Here is a 20,845-nt window from a genome sequence, read left to right as displayed (position 1 = left end):
TTGAAGTTAGCGATGCAAGAGTAGTTGGAAGACTAGATAAAGAGCAGCCCGGCCATGCGGGGAGGCTCATTAACGAGTAAGCCGACATGATTGAACACCTAGTGGTGTTGGATCATGTCGGCTTTTTTTTCGCCATGCGATGAAAGGTTTGAAATGAAGACTGATACACAACTGAAGGCAGACGTGTTAGAGGCATTGCGCTGGGAACCAACCGTGACTGCGACAGACATTAGCGTCGTTGCCAAGGATGGGATCGTGACGCTCAACGGTAGCGTTCCGCACTATGCGGAAAAATGTGCCGCCGAGCGGGCGACTCAGCGTGTCGAAGGGGTCAAAGCCATTGCTGAAGCGATGGAAGTGAACCCCAGCGGTGTCCACAAACGCAAGGATTCGGAGATAGCCCAATCCGTCGTGGACAGCCTCGCGTGGCACGTTTGGGTGCCAGACCACGTCCAGGCGACCGTTGAAAACGGCTGGGTGACACTCACGGGTACCGTTACTTGGGGATTTCAGCGTGTCTCCGCTGAAGATTCCGTGCGTTTTCAAAGTGGTGTTAAGGGAATCACTAACAACATCACCCTCACTTCGACTGTCGTACCAACGACGGTCAAGGATGCGATTGAAAAGGCGCTGAAGCGTGATGCCGAAATCGATGCCAAGAACATTAAGGTATCGGCAGACGGCAGCAAAGTGACGCTCGCCGGCTCAGTACATTCCTGGAATGAGCGAAACGAAGCCGGTGCGGCCGCTTGGAGTGCTCCCGGAGTAACCGAAGTCGAGAACAACCTCGCGATCGCGTATTAGCAACAACTCGAACAGGTCATGACGGCAGGTCGCAATACCTGTCGTCATGACGACTGTCCCTTTCATTTCTTCAGTGGCCGACGTCGGTTAAGTGAGCGGCTCCGCTCATTGTCAGTCTGTCCCATCTTTTTCAGGAACATGAAATATGTCCAAAACTATCGATCACGCCAAATCGCCCGCCACCATTGAGATAGTCGAAATGGTAGGGGTGTCGAAGGAAAGCTGGAGCGACGCCGCTCGCGAGGCGGTCGAACGCGCTTGCGCAAGTCACCGTCACGTTACAGGGCTGGATATCCTGCACAGCACAGCCACGATCAGCGATGGAAAAATCATCGAGTACCACGTCAATGTCAAATTGGCGTACATCACTAAGCCAGCCAAGATCGAAAACTAAGTAGAGTTTAGCCGCTGCAAACGCAGACGACGCGGGACCCCGGAACATTATCACGGCGGACTGCGACCGGTCGGAATGAGTCTCGGGCGTAGCATCGACCCGGCTGACTAGCGGCCAGACCCTCTCGATACTGCAAGTACCGAAAGCACTTTAAAGGACAATCGTATGACGACTCAAGATCACACTAAGGCTCTAGATGATCTGGTAAAGCACCATCGACACACCTACGAAGCGATTTTCCGTCACCCAGCGGCTCATAACTTAGAATGGCGCGATGTAAAGTCACTTCTAGAAGCCGTGGCGGAAGTGTCCGAGGGGCACAACGGTTCCCTCCATCTTACGCGCAACGGACATTCGATAGTCGTTCATGCTCCCAGGCATAAAGACGTGGCCACCGTTGAAGACCTGCTGGTGATTCGCCGCTTCCTGGAACTGTCGGACGAGGCAAAGGCTCTCCCGCCGAACGCGCCCGGCACTCACTTGCTTGTGGTAATCGAACACCGAGAGGCAAAGGTCTATCGCACGGAATTACACGGGGCAATTCCGCAACAGTTAGTGCCTTACGACCCGCACGGGTTCGGTCGCCGCTTAAGGCACAATTCGGAGGCGGGCGATGGAAAGCGCCGCCCTGAACTCAAGAGTTTTTACGAAGCGGTTGCCGCGACACTACGGGGAGCTGAGCAGATCTTGATTTTCGGAAGTGGCACCGGCGAGAGCAGTGCGATGTCAGAGCTGCTTGCCGAACTGAAAGGCAATCATCGCGATATCGCCGCGCATGTAGTGGGCTCTGTCGTAATCGATGCCCATCACGTGACTGACGACCATTTGCTGGCGCAGGCCCGTGAGTTCTTCGCTTCCAAGGCTGTTTAGAAACGCAAAATGATCGGGAGGACCGTGACTTATGACGACTGATTGGACAGAGGAAAAGTACGATGCCGAAACGCGAACTGAACGCGAAGGTAAGATGCCTTTGCGGAGAAACTCATCGCAGAGTCGCAACACCAGGCAGCGCAACACGAATTCCGTAGTTGCGACTTTTGACACACACGATCAAGTGGAGAGTGCGATCCGCAAGCTTGAGAAAGGCAACTTTGAAATGAAGCACCTTTCTGTTGTGGGCAAGGACTACCACACGAATGAGCATGTCGTCGGCTATTACAACACTGGCGACCGGATGCTTTATTGGGGCAAACTGGGCGCATTCTGGGGTGGTTTTTGGGGATTGCTACTCGGCTCGGGATTTTTCTGGGTTCCAGGCATCGGGCCACTTTTGGTCGGGGGACCACTCGTGATGTGGATTGTTGGTGCCCTGGAAGAAGCGGTGGTCCTGGGTGGACTCAGCGCCCTTGGCGCGGCGCTCTACAGCATCGGAATTCCTAACGACAGCGTTGTGCAATACGAGTCCGAAGTGAAGACCGGCAAACTCCTTCTGGTTGCTCATGGGACGCCGGACGAAGTCGCTCTTGCCAAAGACATACTCGAAATGGCACACGCGAACGCGACAATTCATGCTGAACCAGTTACCGCCGACGCATGAATTGCAGTTCGCTCGGATGACTACGCTACAAATGCTCCGTCGCGTGTAAGCCACCGCTTCTCGCGAGCACAACAGAGTAGTTGGAAGACTAGATAAAGAGCATCCCAGGCATGCTGGGAGGCTCGTTAACGAGTAAGCCGACATGATCTAACGCCTGGTGGTGTTCGATCATGTCGGTATTTTTTTCGCCCTTGCGATGGAAGGTTTGAAATGAAGACCGATGCACAACTGAAGGCAAACGTGATGGAGGCGTTGCGTTGGGAACCTGCCGTGACTGCGACGGACATTAGCGTCGTTGCCAAGGATGGGATCGTGACGCTTAACGGTAGTGTTCCGCACTATGCGGAAAAAGCCGCTGCCGAACGGGCAGTTCAGCGCGTTGAAGGGGTCAAAGCCATTGTTGAAGAGATGGAGATCAACCTCTCCGGAATTCACAAGCGTACCGACGCTGAACTCGCCCAAGCGGTGGTGAGCGGACTGAAGTGGCATATTTGGGTGCCGAGCCAGGTCCAGGCTACTATCGAAAGCGGTTGGGTGACCCTCACAGGCACCGTCACCTGGGGCTTTGAGCGGTTAGCCGCTGTGGAAGCTGTGAAGTACCTGTCGGGGGTAAAGGGTGTATCCAACAACATCACATTGAAACCCATTGTCGAGCCGACTGCAGTAAAGGATGCGATCGAGAAGGCACTCAAACGGGATGCCGAGATCGATGCTGGTCAAATTGAAGTGTCCGCCGATGGCAGCAAAGTTACTCTCGCGGGCTCCGTTCATTCTTGGAATGAACGCGAAGAGGCCGGTTCGGCTGCATGTAGCGCTCCTGGCGTGACTGACGTGGTCAACAATCTCACCGTTTCGGTGTAGACATCGACGCCGAGGGATTGATCACTCTGAGGCGGCCAAAGTTGGCTGCTCCCTGTGGGCAACAAGTTAGTGGCAGTCGCGTGTAGCGTCTGCGTGAGTTTGGTTTTCACATTTAGCATTGAAAAGAGAACATTATGAAAGACACTTCCACCAAGGCCCATGAAGGCAAAGTTGTCAAGGTTGCGGGCGACAAGCTCACGACAACTTGCAGCGAAGGCAAAGAGCACCAGCACACAGTCGCCAAGGACGCCAAAGTCACCTGCGATGGTTCTGTGTGCAAGGCTTCTGACCTCAAGGTTGGAACCCCCGTCCGCGTGACAACACACAAAGACGACAAAACCGTAGCGACTGCCATCGATTCGGGCAAACACGTTCCGGCGGCGGGGAAAGCCTAGTCGCCTACGCGTTAATGAACTTTGGGCCAGCTTCTAGCTGGCCCGCGGACAGATGTAATCGCTTAACGCAAAGAACGACATTCGCTCCAACCGCATCAATGTAGGTTTTGGCGGCTCGGAGTAACATTTTCACCGAGCCACATTCGTGGAAATCAATCTTAGGACCATTCAAATGCCCAACTCAACTATCACACGGCCGGTCGACTCGAATCTCAAGGAGCCAGTGACGCCATCCAAGCGAGGCGAGACTCAATCGTTCAATGTCTCAAGACGAAATCCGCTGGCGTTGGATGCTTCGGTAGCTGCCGGTAGCATCGACAATCTGAACCAACTTCTCGCCGACACATGCACACTCAGAGATCTGTACAAGAAACATCACTGGCAGGCGTCTGGGCCGAACTTCTACAGCCTTCATTTGCTGTTTGACAAGCACTTTACGGAGCAAGCCGGACTTGTTGATCTGCTCGCCGAGCGCGTTCAAACATTAGGGGGCGTATCACTCGCGATGGCTCACGATATCGCTGAAGTCACGCTCGTGCCACGCGCTCCGAAAGACCGCGAAGGTACTGAGTCGCAGATTTTACGTTTGCTTCAGGCCCATGAGATCATCCTCTTGGAAGCTCGGACGATGGCCCGAAACTCTGCCGATAAGGGCGATTTTGGAACCAATGACATTATCGTCTCCGATGTCATTCGCACTAATGAACTTCAAGTCTGGTTTGTTGCTGAACATATGCAATAAATCTGATGAGCCGCCAGGTAACCGAAGTGCCGGACAGGACGCTCGGGACTGCGATCGCAGTTTTGATCGACCAGAGAGTCGATGACCGGGTGCGTACATCAAGCTGAAAGTGGACACTCATCCGCTTTCGCCTGATGGAGATCAGTTTCTCCCGCTCGGCACTCACGCCGCCGATGACATAGGATAGTCCGCAGCTGGCGAACGATACCTCGGCCTCGCTCAACGAGAATGAACTGGGAGTTTTCTGCCGGTTACGAGTGACCGCGGCCGCATCTTCAGTCTTGCTACCAGCCTAACAATAAGCAATTTCATAGTTGACGCTTCTTTATCGCGAGGCACTACGGAAACGAGATCAATGGCTTGATCATTCCGTCCTCTTTGGTTTGCATCATTCGGAACGCCTTCTCAATGTCGTGGAATGGGAATCGATGCGTTGTCAGCGGAAGAGGGTCGACGCGACCATTCTCGATGAGCCGTAGGAGGCGGCCCATCCGTTCCGCGCCACCCGGACACAATCCCGTTCGGATAGTCTTGTCGCTCATGCCCACTCCCCAGTCTACGCGCGGGATCGGCACATTGTCCCCGTCGCCGTGGTAGCCAATGTTGGAGATCGTTCCTCCAGGGCGCGTGACACGCACGCATGCCGAGAAAGTTTGTGCAGCACCTAACGCCTCAATCGATGAATCGACGCCCTTGCCGCCTGTGAGTTTCAGAATTGCTTCGACGGGGTCATCCTGAGTGAAGTCTACAACGACGTCACAACCATATTTCCTTGCCAACGCGACGCGGTTAGGCATGGACTCAACACCGATGATCAGTCCCGCGCCGCGGAGACGAGCGCCGACAGTCGCCATCAATCCAACCGGTCCTTGCGAAAAGATCGCGACGCTGCCGCCGATCGGAATGTTTGCATGCTCCGCCCCGACGAATCCGGTCGAGAGCATGTCGCAGCAGTACGCTGCCTGCTCATCGGAGAGGCCGGCGGGAATCGGTGCGAGGTTGGTCATCGCGTTGTTGACGTGGAAAAACTCGGCGAAGCTACCATCTTTGAGGTTGGCGAATTTCCAACCGCCGAGCATTTCGCCGCATTGGCTCGAATAGCCGCGCTGACAATTGTCGCAGGCATAGCACGGTGTGATGGCGTTGACCGCGACGCGCTGGCCGATTTTAAACAGACCGCTGGCGGCCGCGAGTTCGCCCAACTCGTGAATCACGCCCACCGCTTCATGTCCGAGCGTCAAGCCGTGGCGGTCGCCAATTGCACCTGCCACAGTGTGGACGTCGGAAGTGCAAATCAGCGCAACTGTCGTGCGGATGATGGCATCGTTCGGTCCAGCACGCGGGATGGGCTTTTCCAGCATGCCGACCTTGCCAATACCGTGCATCGCGAAGCATTTCATTTTCTCCGACATGTGGGCACTTCCTTATCGAAGCATTGAACACAATCGTGAATTTCTTTGAATAGTCGGCACCGATCGCGTTGCCCATCCAGAAGTCGACGAAGAACATGACGAGGAAGTAGATGCACAGCGGGATCGTGGTGGACGGAGGCGAATCTTCGTTGTACCAAAGTTAATGGAGCGCGGTTGTCATGTCGTAACTCTACGATATTTGACTGGAAAGGTCAGAGACATGAATAGCAAAACGAAGAAAAAGCTGATCAGCTTGGAATCGCTTGGCCAAGCGGCGGAGTGCTTGCGGATGGTGCAGATGATGTTGTTGGGACACCACACGGTTGGCGAGTAGGCTGAGGCGTGTGAGATTGCCAGCCCAATGGCCTCCGAACACTTGCGATTGATGCAACGCTGTGGGCTGTTGAAGGCGGAAAAGGAAGGTCGGTTCGTGTACTACTCCGTCGCCGAGCCGCACCTAGCCAGCATTATGGCGTGAATTGAAGCGAGGTTCGGGAACGAGTCGAAGTAGATTTTTGTGCGACGAAATGTCGTCATGTGGCATGACGCCGGGCAATTGGTTGCTGCAGGGGCAATCGAAGGGCTTACGCTGATATGAGTCACGATTTCAATCCAGTCGGGCCAATTCGCGGACTATTTGATAGGTGTGACATAATTGGAATAGCTAAGAAAAAAAGAATGCGGGCGGAGGCTTTCGCCCCCGCCCGAATCGTTTTGCACAGCGAGGCAGGCGTCAAGCTGACTATAAAGTTTGCCGGTCAATTGATTGCGGTGCACAAAATCTGCGTCCATTCAGGTGAGAACAGTAAATGACTCGCGCCATGATTCGTGGACCAACGCCAGCGCGGAGCGGCCAGCGGGGGACTCGATGTGAGACTCGCTCGCACGGATGGACAACTTTCTTACGCCACGTCTTGCAACTGCTTGATTGATTCCATGGCGCACTTCAATGTCCTGCGGCTTCGTTTTTCGGTTTTGATCGTGCGGATCAGTTCGTTCACGGCTGCGAGCGTGGATCGCAGTTGGCTGCGAATTGAGATTGCGCAGTCCGCGGCGGAGGACGTTTGGTGCATCTCTGCCTCTGGACTCGAACGGACACCACGCTCCGTCGTCGACGGTGGCAACTTTGCTCCGAGTGTAGGCTTTGCCGGCGAGAGTTTATCCGCGACGGTCGTTTGAGGCGATTCTTTGCGCCGCACAGCAGAGGGTGCGTCATTGCGAGTGCTGAATGGCGACTCAATTCGGATGCAGTCCTCGCTCGACTTTAGAGCCTCTTTGGGATCAAGCAACATCCACACGAACGTGCGGCTCGCGTCGCTGGCGATCGCAGGTGAAGCTGTATCCGGAAAATGTATATCCGAAAAACCCATCGCCGCGGCTCGCGCCAGGAACTTGCGATCTGTGCAAATGCGGACGTCTTCGCCCTGCTTGCTGGAATTTCGCAAGAACATTTCCGCCGGCCGCGGCGTGCTGGGAGAAGCTGCTCGCAGAATAACCTTTCCATTCAAGTCGACGGTCAGTTCGCGGTGCGTTTCACCATTTGGCAGTCGGTGCAGGTTGTCAACCAGAAACTTGGCATCGGCGGATGCGAGCTTGAGCGTCGCCTTGCTTGAGTAGGTGGACGGTATCGAGCGGTCAATGTCGGGGAAACGGCCTTCCACTAACATGCCCAGCCAGTAGGTCCAGGGGCCGACCTGAAATACGACCTTGTCATCGGGCTTGCCGACGCGTACTGGCTTATCGTAAGGCAGTTCTTTGCTCGCAAAGAACTTCGTGTGCTCCAGCAGCAACTCTTCGGCGAAGCCAAACGTGAATCCTGCTTGTTTCAACAGCTGGCGACCGTCGGTAGCGGCGATAATTCCATCGCTGCCACGAAGTTGGATACTGGCGAGCGCATATCGCTTGCTTTCGACGTCCGTCGTTTCGTAGGCGTCACGCAATGCGGTAAGCAAATCGGCCGAATTTTCGATAAACTGCGCTGGTAGGGTAGGAAAAGGCTGTGCATCCGCGGCCGGTTCCGGGGCATCGTATTCCAGGTCCTGAAAGACGCCTTTTTCTTGCCAACTCGCGCCGAGCACGCCCGCTCGACGGCAATTCAAAAACACCGGTTCTGCTTTTGAGCCCTTTACATCGTCGAGAACGCTGAGCGGAACATACAAGAGCTCAGAGTCTTGCGGCCGAGGGTCGCAGAATTGAAGGGCCTGGTTGGTTCCCTGTACTTTGACATACAGACCAGCATCGCCGGAGCGAAATGTCAGCACAGTCTGCGCGGCTTGCCGAGGGAAAGTCCTCTTCACAACCGAGAGAATGTGCTTGGCTAGTAAGCGGGTAATCTGAATCAACGCAAAGTCTCCCTAGAGAAAAGGTGAAGACAAAAAGGGTGGTAGCCAAACTGACTACCACCCGAAACAATTCGTTGTATCAAGCGTTAGCGCTTAAGCAGCGCTGCGCCTTTGGTCGCGTTCCAACGCATCCCAATCGACAACGCTTGGAAGCGCATCGTCATCTTGGTCTGGATTGAATGCTTGGAGCGGCGTAAGCGCGCTGAAGCCGCGGCGACGGATGGTGCGTAACGATTCTCCCGTGGCGTCAGCTACGGCTTCATTCAGTTCAGTTTGGGTCACAGACAAACTCCTTGAAAATAAGAACAACGAGATAGGCCTGCGGTGTGCGCATGCGCGCACCGCAGACCGACGATTTTGAAATGAGCGAAGAAAACGCCGACGGTCAGGCCGTCGGCAGCAACCAGTGCTGGGATAGCCAAGCCACTTCGGCGATGAGCGCTTCGCTACGAGAAGCAAAGGGACCGAGCGTCGGTCCCGAAACCGGTGAGAGATCGCAAACCCATTGACCACGTTCATCGGGTTCGACATGCGAACCGCGGCAGATAGTCAATGTGCCCAGTTGTGCCAGATTGATGGTCTCGCCGTAAATACAACGGGCCCGCCCTCCAAGTTCAATCAGCAGTTCCATAATGGAGGTGCCTCACTTGCTGCGGCGGAGGATGTTACGGCGTGGGCGGTCGACGAGCAGGCCATCAAGCACCGATTGCACTCCCGACAGCTGCGAAGCAACTTGCTGCCGAAGCGCTTGGTTGTCGCGCAATTGTTGCGGCTCGACGCCGCGCACCACGCGTTGCGCTTGCCCTACTAAATCATCGAGCTGCTCATTCGAGCGAATGTTGAGGTGCCGAAACCGCTCAAAGAACTCGCGAAGATTCTCGACGACAGAATCGCGGAAGACTTTGGGTTTGCCATCCTCGGCACCACCCAAACGCTCGGTCAGGTGAGAAACGAGCTTTGCAAGCTCTTCGGTGAAGGCCTGTTCAGCGAGTTCAACTGCCTCGTCAAACCGGGCGGCCACCCGGGCCGCTTCTTGCTGGTAAAGCTGCGGCGACAACTGGCGCAAATAATCCGGCGGTTCAACGCTGGGAAAATCATAGGTCACATCAAACCACCCGCGGAGTGTCGCCGGATAATCCCCAGCGCTATACAGAGAGCCGAGCCGGCGACGGGCGGCCGTTCGCAATTCTTCGTACCGTTCGTCGAGCTGGATAACAGCTTCGTCGAGTTCCGCTTTTAGGGAGGTCACCTGTACCGTGAACGCGCCGATGTCATCCTGGCGGATCAAGCGAATACCGCTTTCTGGATACGGGAGGGAAACCCCCTTCCAGTAGGCAGTCACGCGATGCCGCACAGCGGTCACTGCTTTGAAAGCGGGATGCGATGTATCCAACAGTTTCTTGCCAGCAGACAGATAGGCCCGCTCGGCGCCGAACGTGTCGGCCGCCTGGGATTTTTGTTCCTGCGTTAACGTCTTCCGGCTACCGAGCCAAGTAAACATCACGCGCACTGCGGCCATGGTGGTTCGCAGTCGATCGGCGGGCGCGCTTTGATTTTGCGCAGCCGGTAGGTCTAACAAGGCGGTCATTGATGTCTCCAAAAAGAAGCGAAGAGGTAAGTAAACGCGATGGCAAGCAGAAGCGCGCCAGAAGTTAGCCATACGGCGGCAGGCAGCATGAAACGTGGCGAGCAGCGGGTGCCTGATCAGCTTGGGCCAGAGAAGCCCTCGTCGGCAGCAAGAAAACTTCAGCTACCAGATCTCTGGCGCGCCACTCAGTTCGGTTCGATCCGCTCCGAAGTGTGACGATTGGCTTAGTCGCAGCGTTTATTGTGGGCGGCGAGGCGGACGCGTTGCTCGCCCGACAGAAGGCGGTATATCGGGGGTCCTGCGCTAGGGCACGGTGCTGAGATTGGCCCCCAAGAGACCGACCTGGATGCCTGCCTTCTGCAAGGCTGATGTGGCGCGATTTGTGAAGACGTACATTACGCCCAAACTGATGCAGGGGAAGAACAAATCCGAAGTCGCGATTATTTGCACGCGCCCGTGTACATCGGCAAAGGTCTTGGGGATCGGTGCGGAATTTGGCTGAACGCGAGGCGCCGGCCGTCCCCCGGATTGTGCGGGGAGCGCCAGAACAATCACATTTAGCAGCAACAAAAAAATGACAGTGCCGTTAAGCAGCCACCAGATGGCCGGCGGTGTGCTAAAACGCGCTCGCGAGGCTGTGAACGGTCCCGACCTTTCGCCTCCGCAGAAAGGACAATTTCCGTCGCCAAGTGGAACCGAACGGCCGCAGACCTGGCAGGTTCGTTGGGTCATTGAAGTATCTCCATTTCGTGATTGGGGAATTCTCGTGACGTGGGAGCAAGCTTTCCGCGTAGGACTACATGGCGCTGTGTTTCGGCAGTGTAGCCAGCTCGGGACTGAAAAGATACTCATAGTCCGTCGACCGATAGGCATCTCTGTAACCATGATCCGGAGATGGCAAAGACGGCCGACATCTTGGAGAACTTCGGCCAGCGGGTGCGGTCCCTGCGCACTGCTAAGGGCTGGTCACAAGAGGACTTCGCCCATGAGTGCCAGCTCGACCGAACCTATATGGGCGGAATTGAACGCGGCGAGCGAAATGTCGCCCTGAGGAATATCGAGCGCATTGCCAACGCCCTAGGGATTTCAATTGCCGAGTTGATGAAGGGCCTGTGAGTGTGAACGCTCTGATAATCCTAGCGAACATACTGCATCAGCCGGAACGCGACCGATACATTCGCTTAACGCCTCGGTTTCAATTCTGCGAAGCCTCACGGTCTACTTTGCGCCGCGGCGGAGTTCCCCGTTGGAAAATGCCTGTTCGATTCGCACTCAAGCAGCGACCACTGGCCCAGTTCCTCAGTTTTTCAATTGCTTCGCCGGCAGTGCGTGCGATCGGCACCACATGCTGGGCGGCGGCATTCAGTGGCAGGTCCAGAAGGGCAGCGAGCCGGCAACAGGCGCGGATTTCAGCGCCGGTCCACTCGTCGTCGTTGGGGATTTGCTGGGCAGGATTCAAATGGAATTTAGCGAGGTACATTTCCCAAATCCTCCGCCGTTGCGATTGATCCGGTAGGTCAATGAACGTCACGGCATCAAAACGTTCAGCCCGCGCAAATTCCGGTGGCAATCGCGAAATGTCATTGCAGGTCCCAACGAAGAAGACGTCGCTTGAACGGTCGTTCAACCAAGTGAGCAATTGACCAAATATTCGCGACGCGACTCCGGAATCTCCTGCGTTGCCACTGACTCCCGCCAGTCCTTTCTCCAATTCATCTGCGAACAGCACGCACGGTGCCATCGCGTCGACGATTCGCAGCGCTTGACGCATGTTCCGTTCGCTTTCTCCAACCAGGCTTCCCAACAGATTGCCGATTTCGAGGGTCAATGTCGGCCGGCCAGTTTCATTTCCGAGGCTCTTTGCAAAGGCGCTCTTGCCGCAGCCAGGTGGTGACAAGAGCAACACTCCGCGCGGTCGCAACAAAGCAGTTGCTTCGCCTTGCTTGCGCATCGCGCGCAGGCAAAACGCTTTGAGTGCGTCGAGGCCACCAATTTCTGCGAAGGTCTCGTTGCCGCGATGGAGTGAAATGAGGCCGCTCTTCCTGAGCATCTGTGCTTTCTGTTCCCAGAGCACCTCTGCCCTTAGTCGGCCATGCCGCACCAGCGACAAGCTATACGCCCCCTCTGCCTCATAGCGGGTCAGTCCGCTTGCGGCGTCGATCAAGCGTTCAAAGTCACCGGCCGCTGGGAGTTCGCCGGGCTCTGTGGCAATTCCCCTGGCGATCTCCGTCAATTGTTCACGACCCGGTAAATCGTGCTCCAGCACCACAAATTGCTTTTCCAGCTCAGCGGGCACCTGAACCAGTGGTGACAAAATGACGATGAAGCTCCGATTCTGCTTGCCGTGGGCGATCTGTTTCGACAGAGCCTGCACGATCTCGACACTTTGCAAAAAGCGGTGAAAATTCACGAGCACCAATAGCGTGGGGGAGTCGGAAGCGGGAAAGGATGCCAGCGCCCGGATCGCCGCTAACGGATCACTGCTTCCATTCTCCGCGGTTGCGGCTTGGCCCGGCAACTGAAGTCCATCTTCGATATCCCAAGTTGCGAGACGCCATTGCTCTTCCCGACAAAGCTGACCGATTTCGGCCAGCGCCTCCTCATGCTCATGCGATTCAATCCACAAGCCTGTGAAGCAGGCCCGCACCAATTCGGTCATGCGCTCTGTAAGCGACATAGAAATCTTCCTTAGATTCGAGAGCCGGTGCGCGACGTGGTGGTCGCGCACCGGCCCTTACGTTGGCGAGTAAAGATTGGAAAGGCAGCTGCTTGCCGCCTGCGATTCCGAAGCAAGCGCGCATATGAATCGATAGCTACAACCCGGTTTGTTGATTTAGCCCGTACTTTTTGCGAACATTTCTTACACTGGCGCTGCGATGGCGAAGCGTCAGGGCTCAATGTTGGCCTTCTCGCAATTGTTGCGTGGATCGCAACTGTTGATGGTATTCGGCGGTGAACTTTTGCTGGCCAGATACGCCCAGAGCCTGCTCAAAGCAGCGGCTGGCATCGCGACATTCAGTTCCCGCAAAACCCTGGGTTTCCAGCTTGGTTTCACCACTGGGTAGGACGGTCACTTCGATGATTTTTGTCATGCCGCACCTCCGGAAACGTGAATTGTCAGTTTGATCGAACCGTTCTGGAGCAATTGCTCCGTGACGGAATAGCCTTTCTTTCGGGCTTCGATAAGAGCTCGTTCGCAAGCGTACGCTTGGAGGAAGCGGTCGAGTTCCTGCTGCGCCCCCCAACGGCCGTTAAAGTTATCAAACTGCACTTGGCCGGTACTGAGATCGCAGACAACCGGGTAATTCCAGCCGGGCAGCTTGATGCCGAGACCAGACGCCATGGAGGTGAACAACTTGTGTTGGCCATTGACTGGCGGGGATAGACCGAGACGCTTGCAGGCTGCGATGATCGCTGCAGTATCACGGACCTCAGTCTTTATCAAAACGATATGGGAAATGATCAGATCCTTTCGAAAATATTGAAATTAGTTTTCAGTCGAAATATTGAAATTAGTTTTCAGTCGAAATATTGAAATTAGTTTTCAGTCGACTGAATGCGCTGAAGACAACATCAACAGACTGTGTGTTGCTTCAAGCGCGGTGGCCGTCGGCATCCCGTCCCTGGATACGCAATTCGCCGATGTTGTTTTGCGCCAAGCGAGGAAGTGGAGGAACCTGGTCGGGGATAAGTTCCCGGGCCAATTCTTCAATGAGCACGTGCCCTTCTTCTTCTCGGGTCGGTTCTCGCCACAGCCCCACCAGTGAGATCCCTGCCAGTACAAGTGGCGCGACGGCGGCTATTAGTACTCCGATGGCTATGATGCAATTAGCCACCTGCGAATCGGTAAGCCGGTCCTCGGCGACTTCGACTCTCGCAATTTCGAGAGCGTCGCGCTGCTTCGCAAGCTCGGCTTGGTCTTGTCTCAGCGCATTTTGCATTTGAATAAGGTCACGGCGGGCCTTGGCGTCAGCCTCAACCAATTGCTGACTACCCTGCGCGATTTTCTGCGTAGACTCCGCCATCCGTTGGTTCTGCGCTGCCTGTTCGTGCGTGACCTGTTGTGCCAGGTCTCCGAGTCGGGAGTCACTGCTACACCCGACCGTCTGGACGAGCACGCTCGCGATCGGGATGCTCACGATCAAGATGTGTCGTAGTTTCATTGGAATTCGTTCTCCTTGTGGTAAGAATTCTGCGCAGCAGCCGGCGAGTTGCGCGAAGCATTCGCGTCTGCCACACGAGAGCTACTGCTAAAACAGCAACTGTGACTGCAAAGCAGCCAATCAGCGTATTGATTTGCCTAACCTCCTTCCGTTGAAATTGACTTGAATAGGGAATAGTCGTAAGACATCGTGAATGCTGATCACTGTTACATGATCCGCGCCTTTGAATCCCCGTGCCGATTACGAGAACGCTTATTCAGCCTAAAGATTCGATAAGTGCGTGTAGTCAGTTCGAAGTCTCACGACGTAACAAATCGCCACTTTGATCATTTGTTGTCGCGGACTTCTTATTCTTCCAACTGTCGTCACGAAGTCGCGCAGCAACTGCGACTGCGACCAGTGTGAGTAAGCGGTGCAGCACGGTATTCGAGGGGATGGGAGTTTCGATTAGATTCTCCGGTTTCTTGTGCGGGCGGCTTTGAATTGGCACAACACTCTCCGGTAACAAGAAATAAAAAGACCCCGGCGGTATGCCAGGGTCGTTGATGCCACAGCGTTCTCGTTCCTTCCTAGATTTCTGGAGGTACGTAACGGTTCAGTGGCTCGAACACATACTGTGGATGCAGATGGCGCCGCAGCTTTGAGTAATTGGCGGGAGGCGCAAAAACGAGTTCGTAAGGGGTTTTCAGTTGCAGCAAGTCCATTCGACGCTGTAACTCGAGAGACTTCCAGACAGCCGTTTGAGTGGGCTTCTCGGCGATTCGAGCAGCAATTTCCCGTTGTTCGACTCCCTCCGCCGCCAGCCCAACCGCATCACTTCGAATGCGAACTCGCTGAGGCGGTTCGAACAAGTCAAGCGTGATATCAGTAGTCAGCAACGTTTTCAATTCTGGCATTAGATCTGCGTCAGGGAAGTTTCCAACGAGATCCAGGCGACACTTGGCCCGAGGCAAGAGATGTCCGCCATCGCAAACTCGCACGAGATATATATGCATCGACGGTATAAGTTGTCGAATAAACTCGCCGAACTCCAGCGAATTCACTGTGAGCCGCCGAAGTTCTTCGGTGAGCAAACGACGCAATTCGCCACTAGACGGTGGAACATCGATTGTTCGTTCCCTTGCGGATTCTAAAAAGTGCCGTTCAGCGGCTTGCAGTTTTTCAAGTTTCTCGATTTCCGCAAGCATCTCCCCAATTGTGGACGACTTTCCATATTCAAGAACTGCTTCCGTAACTCTTTCCTTCTTGCGTGCAAGAGTCGCCGCATCGCGTTCCAAATTCTTCCAGCGTGCAGTTAGACCGTCAGTCCCTCCGGAATTGGCCTGTTGCACAAGTTCTCGAAACTGGTCGTCAATCCCATCAAGGGCGAACAATTTCTCGGTGATGACTTGGACTAGCTTTTCGGCTGTCAGAATTCCAGGGAAACCGATCGAATTCCAACACTTCCGTTCTCGGGCACCTGAACACATCAGATTGTCAGTGATGCCATTGCCGCCCCATACGTAATGGCGCCCACAATACCAGCAACGGGCATGCTGCCCGAATGAACGTGTTCGCTTTCGCGGAACCGCAAGTCGTGGATCACCTCCCTTTTCGGTTTTCCGCCTAAAATGCTTGTTGTTTTCGGCAAGCAGAGTAACGAGCTCATCGAACTCGATGGGGTCAAGGTGCGCCAGATGGGGGGCATGAAAGTAGCTTGGCCCCTTGGGGTTCGTTCGCGAGTGGCGTTTGCCAGTGGCATGGTGCTTTACAGTCGCCGTTCTTCCGCGCTGCGGGTAGCCCTTTAGCAATGTATTGCGAAAGTAACGGAGCACCATGGTTCCGTTCCAATTTTCGTTCCGAGAAAAGGGACCCACCGGTACGCCTTTGTCGCGAAAGTAAGCTGCCACCGTCTCGCCGTTTAGAGTTTGACGCAGGAGACGCGATCCTTCGCGAATCACTGCCTCTCGTTGGGGATCCTTCTGCCAATCTGCGTACGTCTTTGCACCATCCGGCACAAGATAACCCATGATTGCGCGGTTGGCCGTCGCCCCAAACTTCTTGAAGCGATTCATCGTTTTCTGCTTGATCCGCATCGACGTTCGCTGATTGTGTGCCACGTTTTCCCCGCAAGCGTTCAACGCATCCTGCTCCCAAGTTTCCTCTACAGTATCGATGCCATCGTTGATGCAAATCGATCGTGTGCCGTTATCGACGCCGACGCCGAGCAGGCGAGCCGCCTCTCCACCGCGAATAAGGCGACTCAGGTCGTCAAAGATGAAAACATCGTACTTTCGCGATTTGTACGCGGCCGCAATCTGTTCGAGTTCCGGCCGCTCCAGGTTCTCACCTTTGCCTTTGGTGGCGATCACGCGATATTCCGCCGGGCCCGAGTAAAGCTCTCCGATCAATTGCTTTCCGTTATCTTCTTGATCTTCGAGGCTCAACTCCTTTTGCTTTGCACAGCCGGAAATCCGGCAGACAATTGCGACGATCAATGACTCGCCGTTGCGAGGGGTAAGACCATTCTCAGATTTCCGCAGCATCTCTGGACGCCTTTATTTCGAGGCGTCGGAAACAACCTTCTACGCTTGTCCCAGTGGGACAAGAGAGTTGACAACAGGTGAGAATCCCTGACGAGAAACGAGCACAAGCGAGAATGAACAAGTCCTTGCCGGCCCAGGAGTTAAAGTCATAAGCCGTTACCGGCTCATGACTTGTAATTTTGGGTCGGCGGAATCCTGTCCTCTCCGTTGATTTACCCAGCGCCTGTCGCAAGCTGTTGCAGAGCAGCAACTTGCGACAGGCGTTTTTCGTTAGTCCCAGCGAGTGAGACTAATAGTGGGACTAATTCAACGGATTTCACTCTTCCATAGGTCTTCGTCACTCGTCCTCTGGGCCGAAGTTGGCCGGCACCTCCTGGTTTTTCGGGAACGTGTAGTTAAGCCGTCTTGTCCTGTCCCGAACTCAGGTCAAGCAGTCGCATCGAACTCATCAGTCGTTTTGAGTCATCGGGGCGCAAGTGGCGATAGTGGGCCACCATCTTGGAATCTCGATGACCGAGCCATTCCAGCAACTGAGCCTCGGTGGCACCGTTGCGAAAGCTTTCACTGCAAAAGTAATGGCGCATCGAGTGAACTCGGCCGTGCTCGAAGCCTATCTCGCCCGCCGGCGTCGGATACTTCGATTTCAGTTTCTCGATGACGTTGTCCACAAGATTCCGAAGCACGGTGGAGTCTTGGAGTTTCAATCCAAGCGGGCCATGAAAAATTAGACCGTCAACTGTCTTCGAAAGACGAGCTAATACCCTGGTCAATTCAGGGTGGATTGGCAGGCAACGTGTCCGCTTCCCCTTTGTATGGCGTGCCGACCCAAGTTTGATCCGGCGATGACTCCAGCGCTCATCGGTAAGTCGTAGAACCCCCGCCTTCAGATCAACGTCGCTCCACCGGAGTGACGCAAGTTCGTTGATCCGCAGGCCGGTACACGCCAAACCGATTAGCACATCGGCAAGCCAGCCAAGATCGGTGGATTGGCAATATAGAATCATGTCAGTCACTTGCTCGAAGGTGTAGCAATAAGCGTCGCAACCGTCTGGCTTCACCAGCGGAAGTACGATGCGGTGCTCGGGCGCTAATCGCTTTGTATCGATCAGCCAGTTAACCACCGTTTTCACTTCGTTCACTTCGAGGTAAATCGTTCGCTCAGCATAATCTTTCTTGCCAAGCCACAAGCCGTAGGCTTCGGTGTTCGCGGCATCAACATCGTTCCAGAAATGAATGCCGTGTTTGCTACAGAACTCAATGTGCTTCTGCTGCACAGTCCGGTAGCGTTTGGCTGATCCCTCACTAACTCCTCCAAACATTTGTGGCTTTTGCCGGTCGGCCATGTACAATTTCCAACCTTCTTCGATCATTAGATCGGCGGTTGCGGTGGACTTGCTAGGAACATGCTTTCCGCGTTCAATCGCCTTAGTCCGGTCAAGTTTCTTCAGATTCTCCAGGGCTTCGCCATGGTCACGAGTGCTAAGGCTGTGTTTGCCAAGATCGACTTCGTTGTAGCGTACGTCGGCATAGTAAACGCCCTCGCGTTTCCGCAGGTGCCAAAAGTAAAATTCACAAGCAATGGGTGGTTTCTTGAAAGGTCGAGCCATGCGCATAACCTCCTAAGTGCAGATCATCTCTAGGACGCCTGCGCTGCAAAGTTAGTTGTGGTCGGTAAGCCATTTCGGCTTGCGACCAGAGAGGCGGCTAGGGGCCGCTGGCGTGTGATTAACGCTAGTCGCGGAGCGCTCGATGCAGTCCAGCGGAAAGCGAAGCTTTCCGCCGGGGCCTGCAGGTTGATACGATGGAATTTTTCCTGCGCGAGCGTAGCGACGGATCGTGCACTCGGACAATCCGCTCAACTCTGCGACTTCGCGTACCGAGTAGTAGCCCTTCCGACTTTGGATAGACATTGGGGATTTTCTTTCTGCGCATTTTGACTGAGCGCATGACCGCTCATCGCATAGTGCGGTGCCGAAAATCCCTGGGCAGAGTCACTTGTAGTCAATCTGAAAAGCGTGTCAAGGAAGTAAAGTGGTCAATTTGGACACAGGTCCTTGCTAGAAAAGGGGTTGCGCAAAATCGGAGCAAGTCCAGGATTTCTAGCAGCGTCTGGTTCTACCTTGGTCGTTTGGCAGGATTACCGATTGCGTTGATTTTTGTGGGCCTTCGTTACTTTCGTTGCCCAGCCGCAGCTTCTCGGCCGAGTGTTGCGCCAAGATTTCCAAAAGGCGAAGCTGCGAAGCGATGACACGTGCCCGATCGTCTGGCACGTTCTCGAGATTGTCCTCGTCACGGATAATGAATTCCTCGTTGATTGGGTCTAACAAGGTTAGAAATCGAATGGCCGCGGCGAACCGCGGCCATTCAGCTTCGACGCACTAGCAGGCGAGCAAATTTCCTTCTGTGCTCGTGCAGCCCGGCTGCTCTGGGATCCGTTCGGCGTCTCTATCAGGAAAGATCGGAGAAACCGAAGTCGTGTCCAGGCATTGGGAAACCTGCACACGACATGCGAACCGCAACCAGAGCGGCTCCGACGGCTGAAGGACCGCGGCCTTCAGATCGTGATCTGTAGAACACTGATTTGCAAAGACTGTCAAACCGTCACGAAGTTTCGGAAGAACACGGCTCCAGGCAATCAGTGATTGCTCAGGGCTCGTGATACCGTCCAGCAAGTCTTCGTCAGAGAAATTCACTCGGAATCCCTCTGTCCGTGATCGCATTTCGGAGAGCATCCGTACGATTAGGTCGTCCGGGATTTTCTCGTTGAAGTCTGGTTGGTCGCCTAGCCCGAGTATTCCGAAGATCTCCTTTGCCGGGTTGTGAAAGCGATCAACCATAGAATCCCGGGCGGGATTCCATGTCGGAACACCAAGCAAATCGGTGAAGTCCTCGTAGATGCGAAAGAATCCGTAACTGTTCGGACAAAGGTCTGCCGGTACCAAATACGTTTCAGTCCAATTTCTGGGATGAGTTGGTGGTAACACCGCCTGGTCCCAAGTTTCACGAAGTAATCGGTCAAGCAGCAGTTCGCCGTTTGATCCTAGCCTCCGCACCGGAACTTGCAGACGACGCGCGGCGAGTTGTCGCAAAGCTGGTGTGTCACGGTACGTCGGCAACAGTTCCTTGGTGAAACTCAGCAGTACGCGTGGATAAAGGAAGTTACGCTGCAGTCGCCTTCTCATTGCAACCGCTCGTTGACAAGCCTTGTCGATCCGAAGGGCAGTATCGAGCAAGCTCGGATTGCGTTCAGGGTCGATCACGCACCCTCGTGCGCCCACGTGTGGTCGGTACGACAAATCAACCCGCAAGCGAGCGGATTGCTCGTCATAACAGACCCCTCCGGTTGGCAAATCACATCCTCTGATCGCAACGATAGGAATGCGCAATCGAGGCTCGCCCGCGTGATTTGCCTGTACCTCGTAATGCAGCTGAAACATAGTCGCGGTTCCGGCGGGAAGGATACTCTTCTGAGCAAAATCATCTTTGAAGCCCCCGGGGCGGAACGTGATTCCGATGCAACCTCTCATTGCTTCCCACCGATCCGCGGGAAGTCGTTGAGCGAAATACTGCGAAACCAATTTGCGTGTGTTGACTTTGGCATGACCAAGCGGATTCGAGTTGAGCATGAAGCGTTTTCCTTTTCTTGTGAAAGAACGGACAGAAATAGTGGCTGAAGTCCGACGCGCGTAAGTGGCACATCCCAAGCGGCGAAGGCTTGCGCCGCACAGGCCAGCGCGGCGGCGATGACGAGGCCGCATAACACCTGAAAGCAACTGCCTCGCTCCCACACGGAGTGATAAACATCGCACGTACAGGGAGGCACGCGACTTGAGCGTCGAAGTTAAGTGCCGTAGTCAGCAAGCCGACGTAGGTCGGGCATCTGCTGTCGTGTAACGAACTGAATGCGACCATCTCGGTCCCATTCCTGTTGAGTAACGATCAACTGATCGCCAGATTGCCCGCGAGCAGGGGCAAAGAAGATGAGTTTGAGATGGGAGCCGAGTCGAAAGCGACGCTTGACCGGTTTGCCCCGATAGGTGATCAGCAGCGGCATTCAGAAATGCTCGTTGCTCGCCGAAGTT

Annotated in this window: 22 protein-coding genes; 8 read left to right on the top strand and 14 right to left on the bottom strand. The window is 54.8% G+C overall.

The features are described 5' to 3' along the window. Positions 1–114 precede the first annotated feature (114 nt). The 7 genes from M9Q49_RS18150 (at position 115) to M9Q49_RS18120 (ending at position 4,733) form a co-directional block, all read left to right on the top strand. Positions 115–804 carry a BON domain-containing protein gene (locus M9Q49_RS18150; RefSeq protein WP_254510239.1) on the top strand — a complete coding sequence of 230 codons (690 nt, stop codon included), beginning with the start codon at positions 115–117 and terminating at the stop codon, positions 802–804. A 145-nt stretch (positions 805–949) separates the two neighbouring features. Next, positions 950–1,198, top strand: coding sequence for a dodecin family protein (locus tag M9Q49_RS18145; protein WP_254510238.1), 249 nt, complete (start codon positions 950–952; stop codon positions 1,196–1,198). Positions 1,199–1,363: 165 nt separating this feature from the next. After that, positions 1,364–2,068, top strand: a complete 705-nt coding sequence (locus M9Q49_RS18140) for a hypothetical protein (RefSeq protein ID WP_254510237.1) — start codon at positions 1,364–1,366, stop codon at positions 2,066–2,068. Positions 2,069–2,099: 31 nt separating this feature from the next. Beyond that, the gene (locus M9Q49_RS18135; protein ID WP_254510236.1) at positions 2,100–2,735 is read left to right on the top strand and encodes a DUF1269 domain-containing protein; all 636 of its coding nucleotides are present in this window, start codon (positions 2,100–2,102) and stop codon (positions 2,733–2,735) included. A gap of 210 nt (positions 2,736–2,945) precedes the next feature. Continuing rightward, complete coding sequence (locus tag M9Q49_RS18130) at positions 2,946–3,596, top strand: BON domain-containing protein (protein WP_254510235.1); 651 nt, start codon at positions 2,946–2,948, stop codon at positions 3,594–3,596. Positions 3,597–3,730: 134 nt separating this feature from the next. Then, complete coding sequence (locus M9Q49_RS18125) at positions 3,731–3,991, top strand: hypothetical protein (RefSeq protein ID WP_254510234.1); 261 nt, start codon at positions 3,731–3,733, stop codon at positions 3,989–3,991. 172 nt (positions 3,992–4,163) lie between these two features. Beyond that, on the top strand, positions 4,164–4,733 hold the full coding sequence (locus tag M9Q49_RS18120) for a Dps family protein (protein ID WP_254510233.1): 570 nt from the start codon (positions 4,164–4,166) through the stop codon (positions 4,731–4,733). Between the two features lie 338 nt (positions 4,734–5,071). Here M9Q49_RS18120 and M9Q49_RS18115 read toward each other — a convergent pair whose 3' ends face one another. From M9Q49_RS18115 to M9Q49_RS18090, 5 genes are all read right to left on the bottom strand, one after another. Next, on the bottom strand, positions 5,072–6,145 hold the full coding sequence (locus tag M9Q49_RS18115) for an NAD(P)-dependent alcohol dehydrogenase (protein ID WP_254510232.1): 1,074 nt from the start codon (positions 6,143–6,145) through the stop codon (positions 5,072–5,074). Between the two features lie 902 nt (positions 6,146–7,047). After that, on the bottom strand, positions 7,048–8,487 hold the full coding sequence (locus M9Q49_RS18105; RefSeq protein WP_254510231.1) for a hypothetical protein: 1,440 nt from the start codon (positions 8,485–8,487) through the stop codon (positions 7,048–7,050). 93 nt (positions 8,488–8,580) lie between these two features. After that, entirely contained in the window at positions 8,581–8,769 is a 189-nt protein-coding gene (locus M9Q49_RS18100; RefSeq protein WP_254510230.1) for a hypothetical protein, read from the bottom strand. A gap of 103 nt (positions 8,770–8,872) precedes the next feature. Next, on the bottom strand, positions 8,873–9,118 hold the full coding sequence (locus M9Q49_RS18095; protein WP_254510229.1) for a hypothetical protein: 246 nt from the start codon (positions 9,116–9,118) through the stop codon (positions 8,873–8,875). Between the two features lie 12 nt (positions 9,119–9,130). Then, positions 9,131–10,075: a hypothetical protein gene (locus M9Q49_RS18090; RefSeq protein ID WP_254510228.1), complete on the bottom strand. Its 945-nt coding sequence runs from the start codon at positions 10,073–10,075 to the stop codon at positions 9,131–9,133. Between the two features lie 894 nt (positions 10,076–10,969). On the opposite strand from M9Q49_RS18090, the gene M9Q49_RS18085 reads away from it, so the two are divergent. Continuing rightward, positions 10,970–11,191 (top strand): helix-turn-helix domain-containing protein, encoded by a 222-nt coding sequence (locus M9Q49_RS18085; RefSeq protein ID WP_254510227.1) that lies wholly within the window; start codon positions 10,970–10,972, stop codon positions 11,189–11,191. 79 nt (positions 11,192–11,270) lie between these two features. Here M9Q49_RS18085 and M9Q49_RS18080 read toward each other — a convergent pair whose 3' ends face one another. The 9 genes from M9Q49_RS18080 to M9Q49_RS18045 all read right to left on the bottom strand — a co-directional run bounded on the left by M9Q49_RS18080 (position 11,271) and on the right by M9Q49_RS18045 (position 20,817). Beyond that, positions 11,271–12,752, bottom strand: coding sequence for an AAA family ATPase (locus tag M9Q49_RS18080; protein ID WP_254511863.1), 1,482 nt, complete (start codon positions 12,750–12,752; stop codon positions 11,271–11,273). A gap of 217 nt (positions 12,753–12,969) precedes the next feature. Then, positions 12,970–13,167 carry a DUF2997 domain-containing protein gene (locus M9Q49_RS18075; RefSeq protein WP_254510226.1) on the bottom strand — a complete coding sequence of 66 codons (198 nt, stop codon included), beginning with the start codon at positions 13,165–13,167 and terminating at the stop codon, positions 12,970–12,972. Beyond that, positions 13,164–13,430, bottom strand: coding sequence for a hypothetical protein (locus tag M9Q49_RS18070; protein ID WP_315861181.1), 267 nt, complete (start codon positions 13,428–13,430; stop codon positions 13,164–13,166). Before M9Q49_RS18070 ends, M9Q49_RS18075 begins: the two co-directional genes overlap by 4 nt. A gap of 238 nt (positions 13,431–13,668) precedes the next feature. Next, the gene (locus M9Q49_RS18065; protein WP_254510225.1) at positions 13,669–14,238 is read right to left on the bottom strand and encodes a hypothetical protein; all 570 of its coding nucleotides are present in this window, start codon (positions 14,236–14,238) and stop codon (positions 13,669–13,671) included. Positions 14,239–14,807: 569 nt separating this feature from the next. After that, positions 14,808–16,763 carry a recombinase family protein gene (locus tag M9Q49_RS18060; RefSeq protein WP_254510224.1) on the bottom strand — a complete coding sequence of 652 codons (1,956 nt, stop codon included), beginning with the start codon at positions 16,761–16,763 and terminating at the stop codon, positions 14,808–14,810. A 395-nt stretch (positions 16,764–17,158) separates the two neighbouring features. After that, positions 17,159–18,370 carry a tyrosine-type recombinase/integrase gene (locus M9Q49_RS18055; RefSeq protein WP_254510223.1) on the bottom strand — a complete coding sequence of 404 codons (1,212 nt, stop codon included), beginning with the start codon at positions 18,368–18,370 and terminating at the stop codon, positions 17,159–17,161. Positions 18,371–18,421: 51 nt separating this feature from the next. Next, entirely contained in the window at positions 18,422–18,673 is a 252-nt protein-coding gene (locus M9Q49_RS36120) for a helix-turn-helix domain-containing protein (protein WP_390844304.1), read from the bottom strand. A 468-nt stretch (positions 18,674–19,141) separates the two neighbouring features. Further along, positions 19,142–20,389, bottom strand: a complete 1,248-nt coding sequence (locus tag M9Q49_RS18050) for a hypothetical protein (RefSeq protein ID WP_254510222.1) — start codon at positions 20,387–20,389, stop codon at positions 19,142–19,144. A 215-nt stretch (positions 20,390–20,604) separates the two neighbouring features. After that, positions 20,605–20,817 (bottom strand): hypothetical protein, encoded by a 213-nt coding sequence (locus tag M9Q49_RS18045; protein ID WP_254510221.1) that lies wholly within the window; start codon positions 20,815–20,817, stop codon positions 20,605–20,607. Between the last annotated feature and the right edge of the window lie 28 nt (positions 20,818–20,845).

The organism is Anatilimnocola floriformis (assembly GCF_024256385.1).
Classification (GTDB): domain Bacteria; phylum Planctomycetota; class Planctomycetia; order Pirellulales; family Pirellulaceae; genus Anatilimnocola; species Anatilimnocola floriformis.
Note: the sequence above shows the minus strand (reverse complement) of the source record. Positions and strands in the feature narration are given on the sequence as shown.